This is a genomic window from Pseudomonas sp. PSB11 (genome assembly GCF_014596605.1).
Classification (GTDB): domain Bacteria; phylum Pseudomonadota; class Gammaproteobacteria; order Pseudomonadales; family Pseudomonadaceae; genus Aquipseudomonas; species Aquipseudomonas umsongensis.
In genome coordinates this window covers 1-19,505 of the sequence record NZ_NOIO01000047.1, presented here as the reverse complement: position 1 = coordinate 19,505, position 19,505 = coordinate 1, and the positions used below count along the sequence as shown (strand labels likewise).

At 57.6% G+C, this 19,505-nt stretch carries 17 protein-coding genes and 1 tRNA gene; 11 read left to right on the top strand and 7 right to left on the bottom strand.

Annotation, left to right across the window (positions count from 1 at the left end; all coding sequences use genetic code 11):
* Positions 1-3,202 (bottom strand): CheR family methyltransferase (locus CGA21_RS29100; protein WP_188265633.1); only part of this gene is annotated, 3,202 nt, incomplete at its 3' end.
* 414 nt (positions 3,203-3,616) lie between these two features.
* On the opposite strand from CGA21_RS29100, the gene CGA21_RS29095 reads away from it, so the two are divergent.
* A tRNA-Leu gene (locus CGA21_RS29095) sits at positions 3,617-3,703 on the top strand.
* A gap of 514 nt (positions 3,704-4,217) precedes the next feature.
* Here CGA21_RS29095 and CGA21_RS29090 read toward each other — a convergent pair.
* Genes CGA21_RS29090 through CGA21_RS29080 form a run of 3 tightly spaced genes read right to left on the bottom strand, consistent with a single transcriptional unit; the run spans position 4,218 to position 6,244 of the window.
* Positions 4,218-4,760, bottom strand: coding sequence for a histidine phosphatase family protein (locus CGA21_RS29090; protein WP_080725261.1), 543 nt, complete (start codon positions 4,758-4,760; stop codon positions 4,218-4,220).
* A gap of 17 nt (positions 4,761-4,777) precedes the next feature.
* A complete protein-coding gene (locus tag CGA21_RS29085; RefSeq protein ID WP_188265632.1) occupies positions 4,778-5,821 on the bottom strand; it encodes an SDR family oxidoreductase in 1,044 nt (347 codons plus the stop codon).
* A 3-nt stretch (positions 5,822-5,824) separates the two neighbouring features.
* Positions 5,825-6,244, bottom strand: a complete 420-nt coding sequence (locus CGA21_RS29080) for an ester cyclase (RefSeq protein ID WP_188265631.1) — start codon at positions 6,242-6,244, stop codon at positions 5,825-5,827.
* A 116-nt stretch (positions 6,245-6,360) separates the two neighbouring features.
* Between CGA21_RS29080 and CGA21_RS29075 the strand changes: the two genes are divergently transcribed.
* Complete coding sequence (locus tag CGA21_RS29075) at positions 6,361-7,266, top strand: LysR family transcriptional regulator (RefSeq protein ID WP_188265630.1); 906 nt, start codon at positions 6,361-6,363, stop codon at positions 7,264-7,266.
* Positions 7,267-7,749: 483 nt separating this feature from the next.
* On the opposite strand, the gene CGA21_RS29070 is transcribed toward CGA21_RS29075, so the two are convergent.
* On the bottom strand, positions 7,750-8,877 hold the full coding sequence (locus CGA21_RS29070; protein ID WP_223194302.1) for an AraC family transcriptional regulator: 1,128 nt from the start codon (positions 8,875-8,877) through the stop codon (positions 7,750-7,752).
* A 29-nt stretch (positions 8,878-8,906) separates the two neighbouring features.
* Between CGA21_RS29070 and CGA21_RS29065 the strand changes: the two genes are divergently transcribed.
* From CGA21_RS29065 to CGA21_RS29025, 9 genes are all read left to right on the top strand, one after another.
* Positions 8,907-9,887 carry a quinone oxidoreductase family protein gene (locus tag CGA21_RS29065; protein ID WP_020799101.1) on the top strand — a complete coding sequence of 327 codons (981 nt, stop codon included), beginning with the start codon at positions 8,907-8,909 and terminating at the stop codon, positions 9,885-9,887.
* 10 nt (positions 9,888-9,897) lie between these two features.
* Entirely contained in the window at positions 9,898-10,746 is an 849-nt protein-coding gene (locus CGA21_RS29060; protein ID WP_110755236.1) for a TauD/TfdA dioxygenase family protein, read from the top strand.
* 57 nt (positions 10,747-10,803) lie between these two features.
* Complete coding sequence (locus CGA21_RS29055) at positions 10,804-11,859, top strand: 3-keto-5-aminohexanoate cleavage protein (protein WP_020799099.1); 1,056 nt, start codon at positions 10,804-10,806, stop codon at positions 11,857-11,859.
* A gap of 113 nt (positions 11,860-11,972) precedes the next feature.
* On the top strand, positions 11,973-13,304 hold the full coding sequence (locus CGA21_RS29050; RefSeq protein WP_110755234.1) for an MFS transporter: 1,332 nt from the start codon (positions 11,973-11,975) through the stop codon (positions 13,302-13,304).
* 37 nt (positions 13,305-13,341) lie between these two features.
* Entirely contained in the window at positions 13,342-14,073 is a 732-nt protein-coding gene (locus tag CGA21_RS29045; RefSeq protein WP_020799097.1) for an SDR family NAD(P)-dependent oxidoreductase, read from the top strand.
* Between the two features lie 90 nt (positions 14,074-14,163).
* Positions 14,164-14,742, top strand: a complete 579-nt coding sequence (locus CGA21_RS29040) for an HD domain-containing protein (RefSeq protein WP_033040779.1) — start codon at positions 14,164-14,166, stop codon at positions 14,740-14,742.
* A gap of 106 nt (positions 14,743-14,848) precedes the next feature.
* Positions 14,849-15,727, top strand: coding sequence for an SDR family NAD(P)-dependent oxidoreductase (locus tag CGA21_RS29035; RefSeq protein WP_020799095.1), 879 nt, complete (start codon positions 14,849-14,851; stop codon positions 15,725-15,727).
* Positions 15,728-15,782: 55 nt separating this feature from the next.
* Positions 15,783-16,634 (top strand): fumarylacetoacetate hydrolase family protein, encoded by an 852-nt coding sequence (locus tag CGA21_RS29030; RefSeq protein ID WP_188265629.1) that lies wholly within the window; start codon positions 15,783-15,785, stop codon positions 16,632-16,634.
* A 219-nt stretch (positions 16,635-16,853) separates the two neighbouring features.
* Complete coding sequence (locus CGA21_RS29025) at positions 16,854-18,212, top strand: DUF1329 domain-containing protein (RefSeq protein ID WP_188265628.1); 1,359 nt, start codon at positions 16,854-16,856, stop codon at positions 18,210-18,212.
* A 151-nt stretch (positions 18,213-18,363) separates the two neighbouring features.
* Here the strand turns inward: CGA21_RS29025 and CGA21_RS29020 are convergent, their stop codons facing one another.
* Entirely contained in the window at positions 18,364-18,744 is a 381-nt protein-coding gene (locus tag CGA21_RS29020; protein WP_110755231.1) for a hypothetical protein, read from the bottom strand.
* 141 nt (positions 18,745-18,885) lie between these two features.
* On the bottom strand, positions 18,886-19,505 hold a 620-nt coding region (locus CGA21_RS29015; protein ID WP_223194300.1), incomplete at its 5' end, for a response regulator.

Sequence of the window (19,505 nt, the reverse complement as noted above, 5' to 3'; positions counted from 1 at the left end):
CCAGCAGGTCGTCGATGATCCGCGCCTGGCTGGCGACCGCATCGCAGATGGTGTTCACGGCTTTGATGGCCGGCCCGGCGGATTTGGTCATCGGCAGGCGCCGCAGCAGTTCGGCATTGAGCTGGATAAGATTGAGCGGGTGCTTGAGTTCGTGGGACATCACGGCAAAGAATTCGTCCTTGAGGTGACTGCTGGTCTGGGTGTCGGCCAGCTGCTGGCTTTGTTGGTCGTGCATGCGCTTGTGACCGGTGAGGTCGCGGGCAATCTTCACGTAACCCTGCAGGCTTTCCCCCTTGAGCAAGGCGACCTCGCCACTGCAATAGAAGCGGCTGCCGTCCTTGCGCAGGTGCCAGCGCTCGTCTTCGCCGCGCCCATGTTCGCGTGCCGCCGCAAGTTCGGCTTCAGGCACGCCCTCGGCGCGGTCCTCGGGGGTGAAGATCAGGTCGTAATAGGCGCCGAGCACTTCGTCCTTGGCGTAACCGAAAATCAGCTGCGCGCCGGTGTTCCAGTCGGTAATCACGCCATGCTCGTCGAGAATGATGATCGCAAAATCGTGGGTGCTTTCGGCAACCAGGCGCATGCGTTCCTCACCCAGGCGCAGCTCGTCTTCGGCGGCGCGCCGCTTGCTGATGTCAATGAAAGTCAGCACCGTGCCGTCGATATGGTCCTCGCTGGAGCGATAGGGCAGCAATCGGGCGATGTACCAGCGTTGGTCGTTGCTGCTGACCTCGCGCTCGATCATGTTCAGCGAATCGAAGACGGTCGCCGCGTCCTCGGCCATCTGCGGGTAATCGAGGCGATGGGTGATGTCCAGCAACGAGCGCCCGGTGTCCACCGGCAGCATGCTGAAGATGTCCGTGGCCCGGGGGGTGAACCAGCGGATGCGCATATTGCGATCGACGAACACCGTGGCGATGTCAGTGGAGGCAATCAGGTTGGAAAGGTAGTCATTGATCTTGTCGGTTTCTTCAACCTTGGTCTTGAGCTCGTAGTTGACGGTCAGCAGTTCCTCGTTGATCGACTGCAGCTCTTCCTTGCTGGTCTCCAGCTCCTCGGTGGCCGAACGCAGCTCTTCATTGATGGCCTGCATTTCTTCGTTCGAAGCCTTGAGCTCTTCGCTGGAGACCTCCGATTGCTCGATGGTCTCCTGCAAGTGCAGCTTGGTACGTTGCAGCTCTTGCTCGAGATTGCTCAACATCCGGTTTTCGGTCTGGTTGGCGGCGCTGGCGAGCGAATCCTGAGGCTCGACTTCGCGTTCCTCAAAGATCACAAGGATGTATTCGTTTTCGGTCTCGTCGTCCTTGTAGGGGTGAGCGGTCAGGTCGACCAGATAGCTGCGTCGCTCACGCTCGATTCGCACTTTGCGCGAGGTCGCTGGCGTACCGGCCTGCTGCACCTGAAACAGCGTGGTGCGGATCTCCAGTCGCAGGTCCGGATGGGCCAGCGTCAGCAAGTTGCGCGACAACTCGCCCGCCACATAACGCAGGAAGCGCCCAGCACCTTCGGTGATGTGCAGGATATTGGCATTGGCATCGACGATGATGCTCGGCGGCGCGGCCTTTTCCAGGGCGCGCAAATGGATATCGGCGTAGGACGTCTTGCGTGCGGATTGGGCGACGACGGGGCTGCTGGCGATGGTCGTGCGCACGTAGCCACCGCGAGGCATGGCCGGTGCCCGTCGGACATGGGTCAGGCCACTCTTGGCGCGGAAGATGCGGTTGCGTTTGTCCACGGGGGTGAACAGGTCCAGGCAAGCGTCAGCGGACTCGGAGGTCCCCAGGAACAGGTAGCCGCCCGGGCGCAGGGCAAAATGGAACATTTGCATGATGTCGCGTTGTACGTCGCGGTCGAGGTAAATCAGCAGGTTCCTGCAGACGATCAGGTCGATTTGCGAAAACGGCGGGTCCAGCAACAGGCTGTGCTTGGCGAACAGCACTTTCTCGCGGACTTCCTTGCGCACGCGAAAGTGCTGTTGTTCGCGGCTGAAGTACTGGCGCATGTATGACGGCGGGACGTCGGTTGCGATCGCTTCGGGATAGACGCCGTTGCGGCCGAAGGCGATGGCCCGGTCATCGATATCCGTGGCGAAGACTTGCAGCTTGGCGGGGCTCTCTTGCTGCGCCAGCTGTTCGGTCAACATCATTGCCAGGCTATAGGCTTCTTCGCCCGTCGAGCAGCCTGCCGACCAGACGCGGATCTCGTCACGCTGTGGCCCCGATGATTTGAGCAGGCTGGGTACGACGTCACGCTCCAGCGCCTGGAAGGCTTCGCGGTCGCGAAAGAAATTGGTCACGCCGATCAGCATGTCGCACAGCAGTTCCCTGGTTTCTTGCGGATGAGCCTGCAGGTACTGGTAATAGGCGGCCAGATCCGGTTGCGCGGTCACTTGCAGGCGCCGCTCGATGCGGCGCAACACCGTCGCGCGCTTGTAGTGCTTGAAGTCATGGCCAGTGCCCGCCCGCAGTTGCAGCAGTATGTCCTGCAGCCGTTGTTCGGCGACGGCGGCGTCGCGCTCGCCGGGAGCCGGGCCGATACTGGCGTCAGGATCGATGGCGATGGGCAGGCGAATGGCTTGCGAGTTGCGCCACAGCTCCAGCAGCTTTTCCGGCATTTGTACCACCGGCAGCACCAGGTCGACCATCCGGGTTTCGATGGCGGCGCGAGGCATGCCCTCGAACTCGGCATCTTCGGGTGCCTGCACCAGCGTGACGCCGCCTTGTTCCTTGATTCGCGACAACCCCACCGCGCCATCAGAACCAGTGCCCGAAAGCACCAGGCAAAAGGCACGTTCCTTATGCACATCCGCCAGGTCCCTGAAGAACAGGTCGATGGCGATGCTCAAGCCAGGGTGTCGATCGGTCGATGTCACCGACAGGTGGCCATCGCTCATCGCCAGGTGGTGCGCGGGCGGGATGACGTAGACGGTGTTCTTCTTGATATCACTCGTTTCGGTCACCTGCAGCACCGGCATCGCAGTGACTTCCTGAATGATCCGGTCGACGATGCTGTGGTGATCCGGTGACAAATGAAGAATCACCACGAAGGCCATGCCGCTGTCATCGGGCATGTGTTGAAAAAATGACTTCACGGCCTGAATCCCGCCTGCGGAAGCGCCGATGCCTACCACAGGAAAGTCCAGGGTACTGGGGGTCAACTCTCTGCGCTGGGGGGCATCGGGTGCGTGCTTCGTGGAAGACGTCATACATTAAGGCCTTAAATGGCGACCGCAGCAGCCTGCCCACGCCAATTCAAACGGGTTCATGAAAGGGGTAAGGATAATGTGGGTAGCGCCGCATTGCTAAGCCAAACAGCGGCGCTGCTGGCACCAGCATAGATCAGATTTCGGAGTTGTCTGGCATGGCAGCGAGCAGGCGCACTGAAAAGGTGGGATTGCGCTGGCTTTTGAAACATTGGGAGATAATGTCGTTTTCGTGATGCCCTGGGTGCAAGTGCGCTATCGATCCTCCCAGATACTGTACAAAATCACCGTAGATGCATGATTTAAGGCGCTTTTTTTTTCGCAGCCGACTCGAGGCACTGTTCGAAAAACACCGTTGCAAACTTGCTTCACTCGGTCGGGATGTATATATTCCCCCCTCTGCTTCACCGCGCTACCGCCCGAATGGCGAAACTGGTAGACGCATGGGACTTAAAATCCCCCGCTCGTAAGGGCGTGCCGGTTCGATTCCGGCTTCGGGCACCATATATTTCAAGGGTTTGCGAGCGGAAGCTAAGCAAGCCCTTGTTCGTTTCTGGTCCGCAATTATTGGATTGGTCCGCAATTCACTTGGTTGGCGAGACTCGTCATTACGACGATCGTATGTCCAAGTTGATCCCTATCCTACAAAATATCGCGGCTTGATTCGGCTTTGTCCGTACCGGCTTGGCCCTTGAATTCAAAGGCCGATTCCCCGAATTCACCCGCCTAGACGTCATAATTAAATGTCGCGTCTACCTACGCGGAGCGCTGCGGTCGACCTTTAGCAGACTCAGAGTAAGGGGTGGCCGTTTGCGGACGTCCCAGTGGAACGAAACGAGTGATTTGAACCGATTATGAGGAGATTCACCTTCCTTAAAATGAAGAGCCCCTCCTGTTTCAGCTTTTCGCAGGCCAAGTACCCCTACATTCGCATGCCATTGCAACCATACAAATTTCAGCCTGGTCAGTTTTGAAGGAGGGAGGGCACCGATCTCTATAAAGCAGAAACTCTCACCTCTTAAACACCGCCATTTTGATACACCGTCGCACTCCAATATTGGCTGCCGTTACGTTTTTGGCGAGTCCATCCATCTGCCTCCAGTTGTCTGGCGATCATTCGATTCATAAAGCCATGACCGAGCAGCAGAACCGGTCCTTCGCTGGCAAGGGACTGAAGTCGTTGAGCTGCCGTGCGGGCACGCATCCTCGCAATGCCGACGGATTCGACTCTGCGTGAGTAACCACACAACCATAAGACTCGAAGGATAAATGCCCAGGTAAACGGCGATAGCCGTGGCAGTTTCCAGTGACCATAAGGCAGTGGCGCTTCACGGAATAGCGCGTCGACGAAGGCGGGCTTCAGGCCCAGAGCCTGGACGGAAGTCAGCGCACGAGGCGCGTTGCTCGAGACAATCACCGTGGCGATTGCGGCGAGTTGCTTGCTGGCATCCGGGACGGGTTGGTCGGTAATTTCGGATCGGTCGTATTGTTCGATCCAGTCTTTCATATCGAGCGCTGACATTTTGTCGGTTGCGTCCAGCTTTGGCTGGCCGTGACGCATCAGGATTATTTTTCTGCTCACTGTCTGTTTACGTCCTTGTCCTGGTGTTTATCAAACCAACCGTGATCACGGTACCACGCCACGGTGTCGTTGATTGTTTGCTCCAGCGCCCGGAAACTTAGGTCAAGCTCTCGTTCACTCTTGCCGTGGTTGAAACAGGTGCGGTCCTTTTCTCGTACCAACAGGCGCAACGTGGCCATGCTCAGCAGAATGGGCTTGCCGGTAATACGCGCGTAGATCTCTTGCACAACTGCCAAGGTGTACAGAAAGGGCAGCGGCAGTTGTCGAACGGGTGTCTTGACGCCTGCGATACGCCCAAGAACGGGCACCAGCTCTCGCATGGTCATATGCCGACCCGCCGCGAGATAGCACTCGCCTCGCCGTCCATGTCTGGCGGCGGCAATCTGCGCCAATGCCACATCGCGGGCATCGACAACGGAGAAACTACCAGGGATCAGTCCGGGCAATTTACCGCGTACGACATCGTTGACCAACTGTCCCGAGGAGGTCGGGCCAATGTCGGCAGGACCCCACATCCAGCCAGGCAGGACCATGCAGGCATGCATCTCGGGATGGACTTCCAGGAACGACAGGACGATACGGTCGGCGAGGATCTTGCTGCGGTAATAGTCATCCGCATCGGCGTCGGCCCGCAGACAGGTTTCATCAATTGACGTGCCGGGAGCGCCGTCGAGCACGGCAATGGAAGACGTATGGATGAACCGTCGTATACCAGCGCGGTAGGCCTGACCAAGCAGGTTCCGTGTACCGGACACATTAATCTTTTCGAGTTCTTCCCAGTGGCTGCCGCCCTTGTAGTTGTCGCGAAAGAACGCTGCGGTGTGGAACACCGTATCGCAGCCTTGCAGCGACACTGCGAACGCGTCGACATCGGCCATGTCACCCACCACCAGTTCCACACCCGGCAAATGCTTGAACTGTTGTTCACCTTTGGCTCTTGAACGGACCAGGGCTTTGACCACGCAGCCACGAGCGACCAATTCGCGCACCAGGTTGTTGCCCAACAAGCCGGTCGCGCCAGTGACGAATGTGTTATGCATGTGTCAACCCTCACTCTGATCGGCTAACGGCATCAACACCGCACTGTCGAAGAAGGCCTCTTCACGTATGGCCAACCCGTCTCTGAAGGTGAAGTGTGCGGCGTAGTACGCGGCAATGTGGCGTCCATTGGGTGGAATCACCCGGTCCGACAGCACTAATGGTGCAGTGAAGGTGCCGGTCAGGAGGGCGGTCAGTGCCAAACGATCGTCAGTGACGATAAAAGGGCTCAAGGTCACCTTGGCATCGGGGAACGCTTCGATTAATGCGCGCTCTCGCTTGTGCATGGTTTCGCGACCGGTTTGTATCCCCATACCATCGAAGTAGACGAAGTCTTCGGAAACCAGCGCAAGCATCGACTCCAGATCTCGGCGATTAAAGGCGCTGGCGGCGCGTTCCGCATAGTCGTTGGGGCCAGTAGTCATACAGTCCATTCCATTCTTTTCGAGGGGGTGTAGATATACCGTTGACGCCTCTGCCGAAAAACAGCGACTGCTGCATAATGGATTTGCAAATTTGCGGATCAGGGAAGATATGAAGCATGGCTTTGCAAGCAAATTGGGACGATCTTCGCCTGCTGTTGGCAGTCTCGCGACGTGGCAGCTTTCTTCAGGCCGGCCAATTGCTGGGGGTCGCTGCGTCTACTGTGGCGCGACGGCTGACCCAACTTGAAGGCGCACTTGGCGAGCCACTCGTCGAGCGGGGAGTTGAAGGATGCAGGTTGACCCCGCGAGGCCAATCCCTCGTGGACGTTGCCCTGGCTGCAGAAGCGGGCTTGAGGCGTCAAACCGTTACGGGCATGTCCGAGTTACACACAGAGCTGTCTGGCAGTGTCGTGGTCAGTGCAGGAGAGGGGTTCTCGTCTTGCGTGCTGGAGGCCGCGAGTCGCTTCACCACTCTGCATCCGCGATGCTCGGTGGAGTTGCTGGTAACAGCCGACTTTCACAAGATCGTCCGCGGCGTCGCAGACATTGCTGTACGCACGACTCATCTGGGCGAACCGTCGCTGATTTATCGCTCCATAGGCAGGCTCGCTTACGGTGTCTTCGCCGATGCAGGTTATCTGAAGCGGTTTCCAGGGCTGACTCCGGCCACTGCGGTCAATATTGGCTTGCTTCCTCCGCTGGACATGTTGGCGCAAATGCGGGTGGCAAAGGCCGCGGGGTTGGACCGCACGCAGATCACCGTGAGCTCGTTCGCGGTTCAGCTCGAATCGGTGAGGCGAGGTATGGGCGTGGCGGTGCTGCCCCGTATTCTGGCGAAGGATCTGATCGGGTTGTTCCCGGATCTCCAACTTCCAGATATGGAGGTCTATCTGGTGACCCGGCCGCAGGCATTGAAACAGGCTCACATCAAATGTTTTTTTGTCATCCTGGAGCAGGTGCTGCTTGAAGCCCTTTCCATGGAAAGTGTCGAAGGTTACCTCTTGGAGAGCGCTCCGAAATGAGCGCATAAGGCCGCTTGCAGGTTGTACGGTAATGGTGGGAAACAATCGGATCTGCAGTCTCAACCTTTGTCTGGCGAGAAAAGAGGAGGACTGTTTTTGGCCGATTTCTGCCCCTCACTGAGGAGTTGAGTCGGTTTGGTTTAACGCAAAGTTTTCAGCATCGAGCCATAGACCTGCCAGAGGCAACGAAGTGGCAGTACGGTTCATCGACGTACCTACTTCGGGGCGTCGAACATTCAAAGGCTTCTTACCTTAGGTCTAAACTGATTTTTACCCGGCTGATGGAGGGATGTAGATCAGGGAGGGGGGGCTTGCTTTGGAAAAGCCGATAAGGTGTCCAGCGGCCACTGAGCCTTTTCTCCACATTGATTAGAGTGATTTCGAGGCCAAAAAATGGGTCAAAATAGGTGTTATTCGATTCCGGCTTCGGGCACCATGAATATCAAGGGCCTACCGTTTTCGCGGTAGGCCCTTTTTTGTTGGCTACGCTTTTTGCTTCTCCCGACGCCATGTCGTCACACTGCAACCAAAGCGACCCGAGAACCATCTGGAAAAGGCACTCAGGGAAGAAAAGCCCAGAAGAATGGCGACTTCTGAAAGCGGTCGCTCGCGGTTCACGACATAGCGGTTTACCAGATCGACCCGAACGTCATCGACAATGGATGAGTAGGTTTGATTGTGATGGGCGAGGTGGCGATACAGGGTCTTGCGGTCCACGCCAAGCTGCTGGGCCAGTTTTTCGGCTACGCACTCGCCCGTCGGCAATAGCGCGAAGACCAGTTTGCGCACCTTGTCAGGCATCGTCACGTCGGACTGGGCCAGTTTGGCGTCGAGGAATTCCCGGGCATGGCGCGCAATCAATGGGTCATACGACTGGATCGCTGCATCCAGATCGGTGGTGGCCAATACGATGCCGTCGAATTCGTGATTGAACCGAACCGATGGTCCAAACACATGCCGGTGCATCGCCAGATTGACTGGCGCCTGGTGCGTGAAACAGACACTGCGAGGCTTCCAGGTGGGGCCAAGCAGTTGTTTCAACGTTCGGAAAATCACGCACGTGACGAGCTCGGTGGCTTGTCTTACCGATCCCCCCATATTGTCCGTGAGTTCCTGCCTGAAAATCGCCACGCCGTTGGCTTCTTCAATGCTCAAGTCCATTGATTCGTTGGTGAGCCCGAGACGGCGTGTTAGCGATTGCCAGGCTTTGCGCAGCGTCTGCTCCTCGCGCAGGGCAATGGCCAGCGGACCGAGGTTCTCCAGCTGGCGGGTTTGGCCCATGCGCAGGCCAAAGTCTTCGATCTTCGCCGCATACGCAGAGTCTTCCAGCAAGTGCATGACCGATTTCGCCGGGATCATGATGCTTGGGTCCATCAACGCCGCATCGGTGATGCCTGCCTTGCGCAACTGTCGATAGGGGTCGAGTCCGACGGAGATCGCAACGTCGATAAAATTCGTCAGGCTTGAACTTCTAAGCAAACTCGGCATTGGAACTCCATTTTTGCCTCGAGATGTAAAAAAAATACCCCGAAATGTCAAGTCCAACACAGGCCATTCGCGGATACTTTTTCTACGAGTGGCGCTAAGCACACTGATATTGAGCGCAAACATTCGGCATTTCGTATTCGAGGAGAATCAATGTGGCACACGTTATTCGTATGAATGAAACAGGTGGTCCGGATGTTTTGCGCTGGGAAGAAATGGAGGTTGGCGATCCGGGTCCAGGGCAAGTTCGATTGCGTCATGAAGCGGTGGGCCTGAATTTTGCCGATACGTATTTCCGTTCCGGGTTGTACCCGATGCCGCTTCCCGCCGGCATGGGCGTGGAAGGCGCAGGCGTAGTCCAGGCCGTTGGCGAAGGGGTGAGTAATGTTGCGGTCGGCGATCGTGTCACCTACACCGGCTTCCTTAACACATTGGGCGCCTATAGCACTGAGCGCCTGATACCCGCGGCGCCCTTGATCAAGCTGCCCGATTCCATTTCGTGCGAAACAGCGGCGGGGATGACCATGCGCGGGCTGACGTCGTCCTATCTGATGCGTCGCATCCATGACTTCAAAGCGGGCGACACCATCCTCATGCATGCGGCGGCTGGCGGTGTTGGACTGATCGTGTCGCAGTGGGCCAAGCTACTCGGTGTGACGGTTATCGGCACCGTATCGAGCGAAGCCAAGGCCGAGATTGCGCGGGCCCATGGTTGTGACCATACGATCAACTACAGCCACGAAGACGTGGCCGCGCGGGTCCGTGAATTGACCGATGGCGTTGGCGTCAACGTGGTGATCGACAGCGTGGGGAAAGACACCTTCGACGCCTCTTTGAATTCGGTCAAGCGGCGCGGTCTGGTCGTTTGCCTGGGCTTCGCTTCCGGCCCGGTCTCGGGCTTTGATCCGCAAATCCTTGCCACCAAGGGTTCGCCTTTCCTGACCCGCCCGGCGCTGGCTGATTACATCGTCGACCCGGTGGAAAAGGCCGCACTCGCTGCGGAAATCTTCGGTCATGTTGCAGCCGGTCGCATCAATATCCCGATCAACCAGCGTTACGCGCTGCAGGACGCGGTGCAGGCCCATCGCGATCTGGAAGCGCGCAAAACCACAGGCTCCTCGATTTTTGTGATCTGAGGAGGTCGCCATGCGAGTTGAACAACTGACCTGTTCCATCGGTGCCGAGCTGATCGATGTCAATGTCGCCGACGCCATCCACGACGATGAAGTGTTCGGGCTTATCCGCGAAGCGTTGATCAAACATCGGGTGCTGTTTTTGCGTGATCAGGACATTACCCGGGCTGAGCATGCGAGCTTTGCACGCCGCTTTGGCGATCTGGAGGATCATCCGGTAGCGCCAACCGACCCCGAGGCGCCCGGCCTGGTGCAAATCTACAAGCGCCCGGACGTCCCGCTCGATCGCTACGAGAACACTTGGCATACCGATGCGACCTGGCGCCAGGCACCGCCCATGGGGGCCGTACTGCGCTGCGTGGAGTGCCCGCCAGTCGGCGGTGACACGATGTGGGCGAATATGGTGTTGGCCTATGACAACCTGCCGGATCAGGTCAAGGCGCAGATCGGCGACCTGATTGCCAGTCATAGCATCCAGTCGAGTTTCGGCGCGGCGATGGAGCGTGAAAAACGCCATGCGCTGAAGGCCCAGTTTCCGGATGCAGAGCATCCAGTGGTGCGCATTCACCCTGAAACCGGCGAAAAGGTGCTGTTCGTCAATGCCTTTGCGACGCACTTCGTGAATTACCACACCAAGGAACGTGTGCGTTACGGACAGGACTGCAACCAGGCCGGTGGTGACCTGCTGCAATACCTGATCAGCCAGGCGTACATCCCTGAATATCAAGTGCGCTGGCGCTGGAAGAAAAACAGCATGGCCATCTGGGACAACCGCTGCACCCAGCATTACGCCGTGATGGATTACCCGCCGTGCCATCGCCAGATGGACCGCGCCACGATCATCGGTGACCGGCCTTACTGAGCGGGCAGACACAGCTTTTTTCCAATCCGATCCAACTAGCTGACAGTGAGATAGAAAATGCAATTTCTAGACGATTCGCTGCACCCGGAAAACCAGGAAAAAGTAGTTATTACCGTCGCCCCGTACGGTCCCGAGTGGATGCCTGAGGATTTCCCGGAAGATATCCCTGTCACCATGGCAGAACACATCGAAAAGGCAGTCGAGTGTTACGAAGCAGGCGCCACTGTGCTGCACCTGCATGTGCGGGAACTGGATGGCAAGGGATCGAAACGCCTGTCCAAATTCAACGAGCTGATCGCCGGTGTGCGCGAGGCTGTGCCGGACATGATCATCCAGGTCGGCGGTTCGATTTCATTCGCCCCGGAAAACGATGGCCAGGCTGCCAAGTGGCTGTCCGATGACACGCGCCACATGCTGGCAGACCTTGATCCGAAACCCGACCAGGTGACGGTAGCGATCAACACCACGCAGATGAACATCATGGAGTTGCTCTATCCCGAATACATCGAGGGCACTTCGCTGGGCAATCCGCTACTCGGCGCAGCCTATAGCGAAATGACAGTGCCCGCAGGGCCGGCCTGGGTGGCAGAGCACCTGCGCCGCCTGCAGGCCTCCGGGATTCAGCCGCACTTTCAGCTAACGGGTATCCACGCGTTGGAAACCTTGCAGCGCCTGGTCCGCAAAGGCCTCTACACCGGTCCTTTGAATTTGACCTGGATCGGGGTAGGCGGAGGATTTGAGGGTCCCAATCCGTTCAACTTCATGAACTTCGTGCAGCGTGTACCGCAAGCTTGCACATTGACCGCCGAGTCTCTGCTCAAGAATGTGCTGCCGTTCAACATGATGGCATTGGCCATGGGTTTGCACCCGCGCTGCGGCAACGAAGACACCATCATTGGTCAACATGGCCAGCGCTTCGGCTCAGTGGACCAGGTCAAGCAAACCGTGCGTGTGGCTAAAGAGCTGGGCCGCGAGATTGCGACCGGCAAAGAGGCGCGCCAAATCTACCGCATCGGCACCTGGTACAAGGATGCAGACGAAACGCTCGCTGCAAACGGCATGCTGCCCAACCGCACTGCGGGCCCGATCGTCCCCTCGGCCCACGGTCGATAGTTCGCCTCAGCGTGAGCACGGGCAGTAAGGCACCAGCGCCTTCCTGCCCGGTTGTACCGATGCAGCCGTGCGCAATTCCCTTGAGTTGCGTGGATAAAAATAATGGGGGCGATATGCAGGCAGAGAAGTTTTCCATATCGGTTGCGGCGAATCCTGCGCGTGGGATTTCACGCCCGCGAGCCTATTGCTGGCTGGTATTTATCGTTATCTACGCATTGATGCTGTCCGATTACATGTCGCGACAGGCACTCAATGCAGTCTTTCCACAACTGAAGGCCGAGTGGGCCTTGAGCGATGCCCAACTTGGCCTGCTCAGCGGCATCGTCGGCCTTGCGGTGGGCTTGCTGGCTGTTCCGGCCGCGTTGATGGCAGACCGCTGGGGGCGGGTTAAAAGTGTGGTGATCATGGCGCTGTTCTGGAGCCTGAGCACCTTGGCCTGTGGACTGGCGGAGCACTATAACCAACTGCTGCTGGCCCGACTGTTTGTCGGTATTGGCGAGGCCGGCTACGGCAGCGTGGGGCTTGCGATCATCTTGAGTGTATTCCCGTCTTCCATGCGTGCCACGCTGACCGGGGCCTTTACCTCCGCCGGCATGTTTGGCTCGGTACTGGGCCTGGCCTCAAGCGGCGTGATAGCGAATCACTTTGGCTGGCGCGCCGCGTTGATTGCCATGGCGGCGCTCGGGTTTCTATTGATCCTGTTCTTTGCGTTCACCGTAACTGACGCACGCCTGGCGCGGCACAGGCCCCTTCAGTTGGCCGAGTCGCCGGTCGAAGGCAAATGTGTTGAAAAAATTCGATTGCGCTCACTTCTCAAGACGTTGTTCGGCGCGCCGACGCTGGTGTTCACCTATGTTGGCAGTGGCCTTCAGCTCTTCACCGCCTACACCATCATTGCCTGGATGCCCAGTTACCTGAACCGCTACTACGATTTACCCGCTGACAAGTCGGCACTGGCGGCGGCAGTGTTACTGATCGCCAGCGGGCTCGGCATGGGGCTGTGCGGCGTGTTCACTGACTGGGTGGGGCGCAAGTCGGACAAAAACAAAACGTTGCCCGCCATTTTCTACTGCCTGGGCTCCTGCCTGCTGCTGATGATCAGCATGCGCTTGCCACCCGGCACCGGACAGTTCGCGGTGATCATCGCGGGCGTTTTCTTTGCGGCTGGCACTTATGGCTCAGCGGGCGCCATCGTCACCGATCTGGTGCACGTCTCTCTTCACGGAACCGCCATCGCTACCCTGGCGCTGGCCGGCAACCTGTTGGGTGCCGCGCCAGGCCCTTACCTGACCGGGCTGCTCGCCGACAGGATCGGCCTGCTCGGCGCATTGCAATGGGTCCCGTTGGTCTCGATTGGCTCAGCACTGGCGTTTGCTTTCGCAAGGTCCCATTACCTCCACGACCTGCGCCGCCATGAATCCTCAAGTTGCCATCAATCGCGTTGAAAAAACACTTCTCACATCCCGTAAGGAAATGCAGACGATGAATCACATCCATTCAAAACCGCTCAAGGGTAAAGTCGCCGTCATCACCGGCGCTGGCCGTGGCATTGGTCGCGCCATTGCCCTGGCTTATGCGCAGGCTGGCGCCGCGGTGGTTTGCAGTGCCCGCAGCACGGCGGAAATAGCCGAGACTGTGCGCATGATCATCGAAGCAGACGGCCAGGCTGTCGCCCAGACAGTCGACGTGGGTGACTACGCCGCAGTCGCCGCCCTGTACCAGCGCGCCAGCGATGAGTTCGGCGGCGTCGATATCGTGGTCGCCAACGCCGGCATCGCCATCGAGCAACGCCGGATCGAGGACAGTGACCCGGCGCAGTGGCGCAAGACCATCGACATCAACCTGACCGGCGCCTACCACACCGCTCATGCCGCCATCCCTTACCTGCGCCGGCGCGGTGCCGGGAAAATCATCATGATCGGTTCTGGCCAGCGCCACCGTGCCACCCCCGGTTTTTCGGCCTACTCCTGCTCCAAGAGCGGCATGTGGATGCTCACCCAGTCGCTCGCGGTGGAGTTGCTGGAATACAACATCAGCGTCAACGAACTGATTCCGGGGCCTGTACAGACCGAGATGACCCGTGATGCGGCGATTCCCCCGGGAGAGTGGTTCAAGACCCCGGAAGACGTGGTGTCGCTGGCCTTGTTCCTGGCAAATATGCCTGATGCAGGACCTACCGCTCAGAGTTATAGCCTTATGCGCCGGGCGATCTGATGGGCAAGACGTCGTCCTGGACCCAGTGACGACTCTAACTTAATCCATGAATGTCGCTTTAACTGAAACTCATCCTGTGAGAAGCGTTAAATGAGTGCAACTGCATTGTTTACCCGGATGGATCAAAGCACCCAGGAAGACTGGGATATCATATCTGCAGAATTTAAAAACTTTGCCAGCGCTTTGCCTGATCGAATCATCGCGCACATGAATTTGCTGTCGGGTGATTTTTCCGGCTTTCCGATTGATCGCCTGGGTCACTGCCTGCAAACGGCTACGCGCGCCTATCGTGATGGTCGCGATGAAGAGTATGTGGTGTGCGCGTTACTGCATGATATCGGTGATACGTTGGGCACCTACAATCACTCCGAAGTGGCGGCGGCCATCCTCAAACCTTTTGTCAGCGAAGAAAATCACTGGATGATCCAGAACCATGGAATTTTCCAGGGTTATAACTTCTTTCACCGCATTGGAATGGATCGCAACATGCGCGACATGTTCAAGGAACAGTCGAACTATGCGCGCACGGCAGAATTTATCGAATTGTACGACAGTCCCGCCTTCGATCCCGAAGGTGAAACCTTACCCTTGAGCTTCTTTGAGCCGATGTTGCGCCGTGTATTGGCCAAGCCCAGGTTGTCCCTCTATGGACCCATGTTTGAGCGCTGAAACACCCGCCAACCCCAAAATGTAAAATTATTACCCCAAATCGTCAAAAGCGGATTTGGTTTTCTGCAGATACTTGTCCCACGTCATCCAGATACCGGAGTCATTTATGCAATTGGACGAGCAACTTGAACACGCGCCATTTGAAATGGCGCAGGCAAGCACGCGCAACTTTGCAGGCCGTGTCGTATTGATTACCGGCGCGGGCCGAGGCCTGGGGGGAACCATTGCCCGGCATTTCGCGCGGGCCGGTGCGGATGTTGTCATCTGCGATATCGACATCCCCGCCCTGGAGGAAACCCGCAAGGCTGTTGAAGCGGCGGGTGCCAACTGTTTGGCCCTGCACTGCGACATCTCCTCGAGTAGCCAGGTGGTCGCCATGTTCGCCGACATCGTCCAGCGTTTTGGCACGTTGCACATTCTGGTGAATAACGCGGCGCTGGCGCCCACCGGGGCCGCTGATGCGGTACGACGCAACAAGCACTATGCCTACATCACCACTGCGCAACCGAGGCAATCACTGGGTTTCACCAGTGAAATTACCGACGAGGAGTGGCATCGGTACTGGGATGTCAATGTGCACGGTATGTTCTATTGCACGCGCGAAGCGCTCAAGCTGATGCAGGAGCAACGCTATGGTCGCATCGTGAACCTTGCCTCGATCGCCGGGATGTCGGCAATCAGCGCGCACAGTCCTCACTACAGCGCGTCAAAGGGCGCCGTCATTGCCTTCACCAAATCGGTCGCGGCAGAAGTTGCCGGCGGCAACATCCTGGTCAATGCCTTGGCACCGGGCGGGGTGTCGACTCCCTTCTTTGAAGAGTATCTCGACTCCATCGGCGAGGAAGGCCGGCGCAGGTTCTGGCAAGTCATACCGGCGGGCAGGTTCGGGACAACCGATGAATATGCCTCCGTGGCGACGTTCCTTGCAGGCGATCACTATTTCGTGGGGCAGGTCATCAGTCCCAATGGGGGAGCCGTCCTTTAAACCGTGCGAACTTGCCGTTGAGTACGACACCCCACTTCAACATCTGGACAACACTATGCGACTGGTAAGATTCGGAGAAAAGGGCAAGGAGAAGCCTGGCCTGCTCGATAGCCAGGACATCATCAGAGACCTGAGCGGTATTCTCAGCGACATCGACGCAAGTACATTCACGCCATCATCCCTGGCGCATCTACAGGATATCGATCCATCGACTCTCCCGGCCGTGGAGGGGAGTCCAAGGTTGGGGACGCCACTGCGGGTAACCGGCAAGTTCCTCGCGATCGGCTTGAATTACCGGGATCATGCACAGGAGGCCAATCTGCCGATTCCTTCGGAACCGATAGTGTTCATGAAAGCCAACTCCTGTGTCACGGGCCCCCATGATGAAATCATCCTTCCACCCGATAGTAAAAAAACCGATTGGGAAGTCGAACTCGGCATTGTTATTGGCAGCGAAGGCGCCTACCTCGAAAAAAAGGATGCATTGGCGTATGTAGCGGGCTACGTCCTGGTTAATGATGTTTCGGAAAGAGCCTATCAATTGGAACGTGGGGGCACCTGGGATAAAGGAAAGAGTTGTGACAGCTTTGGCCCGATTGGCCCATGGTTCATTACCCAAGACGAGATAGGCGACGTACAGAACTTATCCATGTGGCTGGATGTGAATGGCGTTCGCAGGCAAACAGGCAACACGGCGACGATGATTTTTGATGTACCCAGCATCGTCGCGTATATCAGCCAGTTCATGCGACTTTACCCTGGCGACATTATCACCACGGGTACGCCGCCAGGCGTTGGGATGGGTATCAAGCCCACACCGGTTTTCCTTGAAGAAAACGACATTGTTACGCTGGGTATTGAAAAACTTGGCCAGCAACGCCAGGCGTGTGTTCGCTACAAAGGTTGAGTTCAATAAAGGCGATTAACAATAGTTCCGGCGGGAAAATGCGTCATCGAAGTATTTGATGTTGTTTGGATAAAAACAAAAATAAACGGAGACAAGTCAATGCATGAACATAGCGTTTGTAGTGCGTGCCTGCGGCGAAGTCAGTTGGCTGTAGCCTGACCTTGAACAAAACTTTCTAAACATTCGCATTGCCCGGATGCCGGGCAGGAGATCTACGCAATGATGTTCGTGAAAAGTTTGATGGCGACTTCCCTGGCAATGGTTTTCACAACAGCGGTACACGCTGCAGTGTCCCCTGAACAGGTGGCCAGGCTGGGCTCCAGCCTGACGCTGGTGGGGGCCGAAAAGGCCGGTAGTGCCGATGGCTCCATTCCGGCCTATAGCGGCGGCCTGACCACCGCACCGGCCAGCTTCAAGGCGGGCGATACGTTTCGTCCGGACCCCTTTGCCAGTGAAAAGCCGGTGCTGGTGATCGACGGCAAGAACCTCGCCCAGTACCAGGGCATGCTCACGGCCACCACGGCGAAGTTGATCGAGCGATTTCCCAGCTACCGCGTCGATGTTTATCCGACCCACCGCACTGTAGTACTGCCGCAGGCAGTCCTGGACAACAGTGTGAAGAACGCGTCCGGGGCCAAGTCCCTTGAAGGCGGGTTGGCCATCGACAACGTCTTGCCGGGCGTGCCGTTCCCGATTCCGCAATCGGGCGCCGAGGCCATGTGGAACTTCCTGCTGCGTTACCAGGGCGTCAATATCAATGCCAAGTACGACTCCTGGAACGTCGATTCGGCCGGTGTGGCCAGCCTGGCGACCACCGCTCAAGCGTTCATCAACTACCCGATCTACGAGAACATGTCGCAGCCGATCACCAGCTCCGACGTGTATTACCAGATGAAACTGTATTACACCGGCCCGGCGCGGCGCGCCGGTGAAGCCATCATGCTCAAGGACGCGACCAACGCCATCGAAATGCCGCGCCGCGCCTGGCAGTACCTGCCTGGCCAGCGCCGGGTGAAGCTGGCCCCAAGCCTGGCCTACGACACGCCTAACCCAGGTACGGCTGGCACCGGCACCTACGACGACGTGTTCGTGTTCAACGGCGCGCTGGATCGCTATGACTGGAAGTTGGTGGGCAAGCAGGAAATGATCGTGCCCTATAACACCTACAAACTGACCTACGCCCAGGATCCGAAGTCGCTGACGACCTCCAACCACCTGGCACCGGATATGGTGCGCTGGGAGAAACACCGCGTGTGGGTGGTGGAGGGCAATCTGAAGTCCGGCGCACGTCACGTGTACCAGAAACGCCGCTTCTATCTGGATGAAGACAGCTGGGTCGCTCTGGCCTCTGACCAGTACGATTCCCGTGGGCAGCTCTACCGTGGGTCCTTCGCCTTCCTGAGCCAGAGTTATGACAAGCAGGTTCCGGACGCCACGCCGTACATGATCTACGACCTGGTCGGCGGTTCCTACAACATCAACGGCGTGGTTGGCCCGTATGGCGGCATCCACTACATCAGTGCGCTGTCCAAGGCACAGTGGTCGCCTGAGTCCCTGGCAGGGGCGGGCATTCGCTAGGGATTCATGTGGTGGGAGGCCTAATGTGGTGAGAGGGCTTATGTGGTGAGGGGATTTATGTGGTGAGGGGATAAATCCCCTCGCCACAGGTTTCCTGTTCGCCTGGACATTTGCTCGCTGGGCTCAAGAATACGGCCGCCTGCATGCACCACTAATTGAAAAACTTCGTTTTCGCCTGCTTACCGATTGCGGCTTCAATGTCTAGGTAGGTGCGCTTATCGGTCGCGCAAAGCAGCGACCGTCCATCCCTCAGCTGCATCGAAAAGGTCAGCTCGATTTCATCGTCTGCCAGTATCACGCCGGCGACAGCTCCGATCGGTCCGAGAGCCAATGCGCCGGCCAGCCCCAAGCCGACAGCGCTCGATACGTCCCGATAAGAAGATTCATTGACAACCGTGACCTCGAGTATTTCGCACGTGGTGATCTTCAGGCCTGGCCATGGATAGACGGCCGTTTGAATGGTGATGAACCCAGGTTCAAGTTCTGCAGAACCTTCAAGGAAATCCCCCGCCAGGATTTTTATTTTTGCCATGTGGTGTCCTCCCTGTATGAGCTACAAGAAAATTCAACGCTTGGCAGGGTGGTGCGTCAACACGCTCTGGACGAGCAATACCTATTGGCCGACTAGTGGCTTTGGGCGGGCTGGATCGAGTCTCGTGAATGAATGCTTCACTCAATAAGGCCGCGTATTGCAAGCCTCGTCAATGATGTCGATGAAGTCGTCATGGGATACCGGTTTACCTACATGATAATTAAACCCTGATTGCCTGGTTTTTTTCTGTTCCTCGCGGGTGGCGTAGCCCGAGAGGGCAATGGCAGGCGTGTGTTTCAGGTGGGAAATCTGGCGGATGGCCCGGATGAACTGATGGCCATCCATGACCGGCATGCCGATGTCCGAGATGATCACGTCGTAGTTGTTGTCCTTCGCCGCTTTCAGGGCTTGCACGGGATCGCTGAAGGTTTCGACATGGGCGTCTTCCATTTCCAGCAACATTTGCAGGACTTCCAAGACGTCCTTGGAGTCTTCCACCAGCAGCACTTTCTGGCCAACCAGACGCCCCTGTTCGGCGACTGTCGGCTGTTTGTCCGGCTGTTGTGAGGGCCGAGAGAGCGGCAACCGGAGGGTGAAGGTACAGCCACGACCAACGCCTTCGGACTGTACATCTACCGAACCGCCGTGGGCTTCCACCAGTTGCCGCACCAACGACAGGCCAATGCCCAGGCCTTCGCGCTGATGACTGGCATGCTGGTTGTCCGCCTGGCTGAAGAGATCGAACACCTTGTGCAGATTGT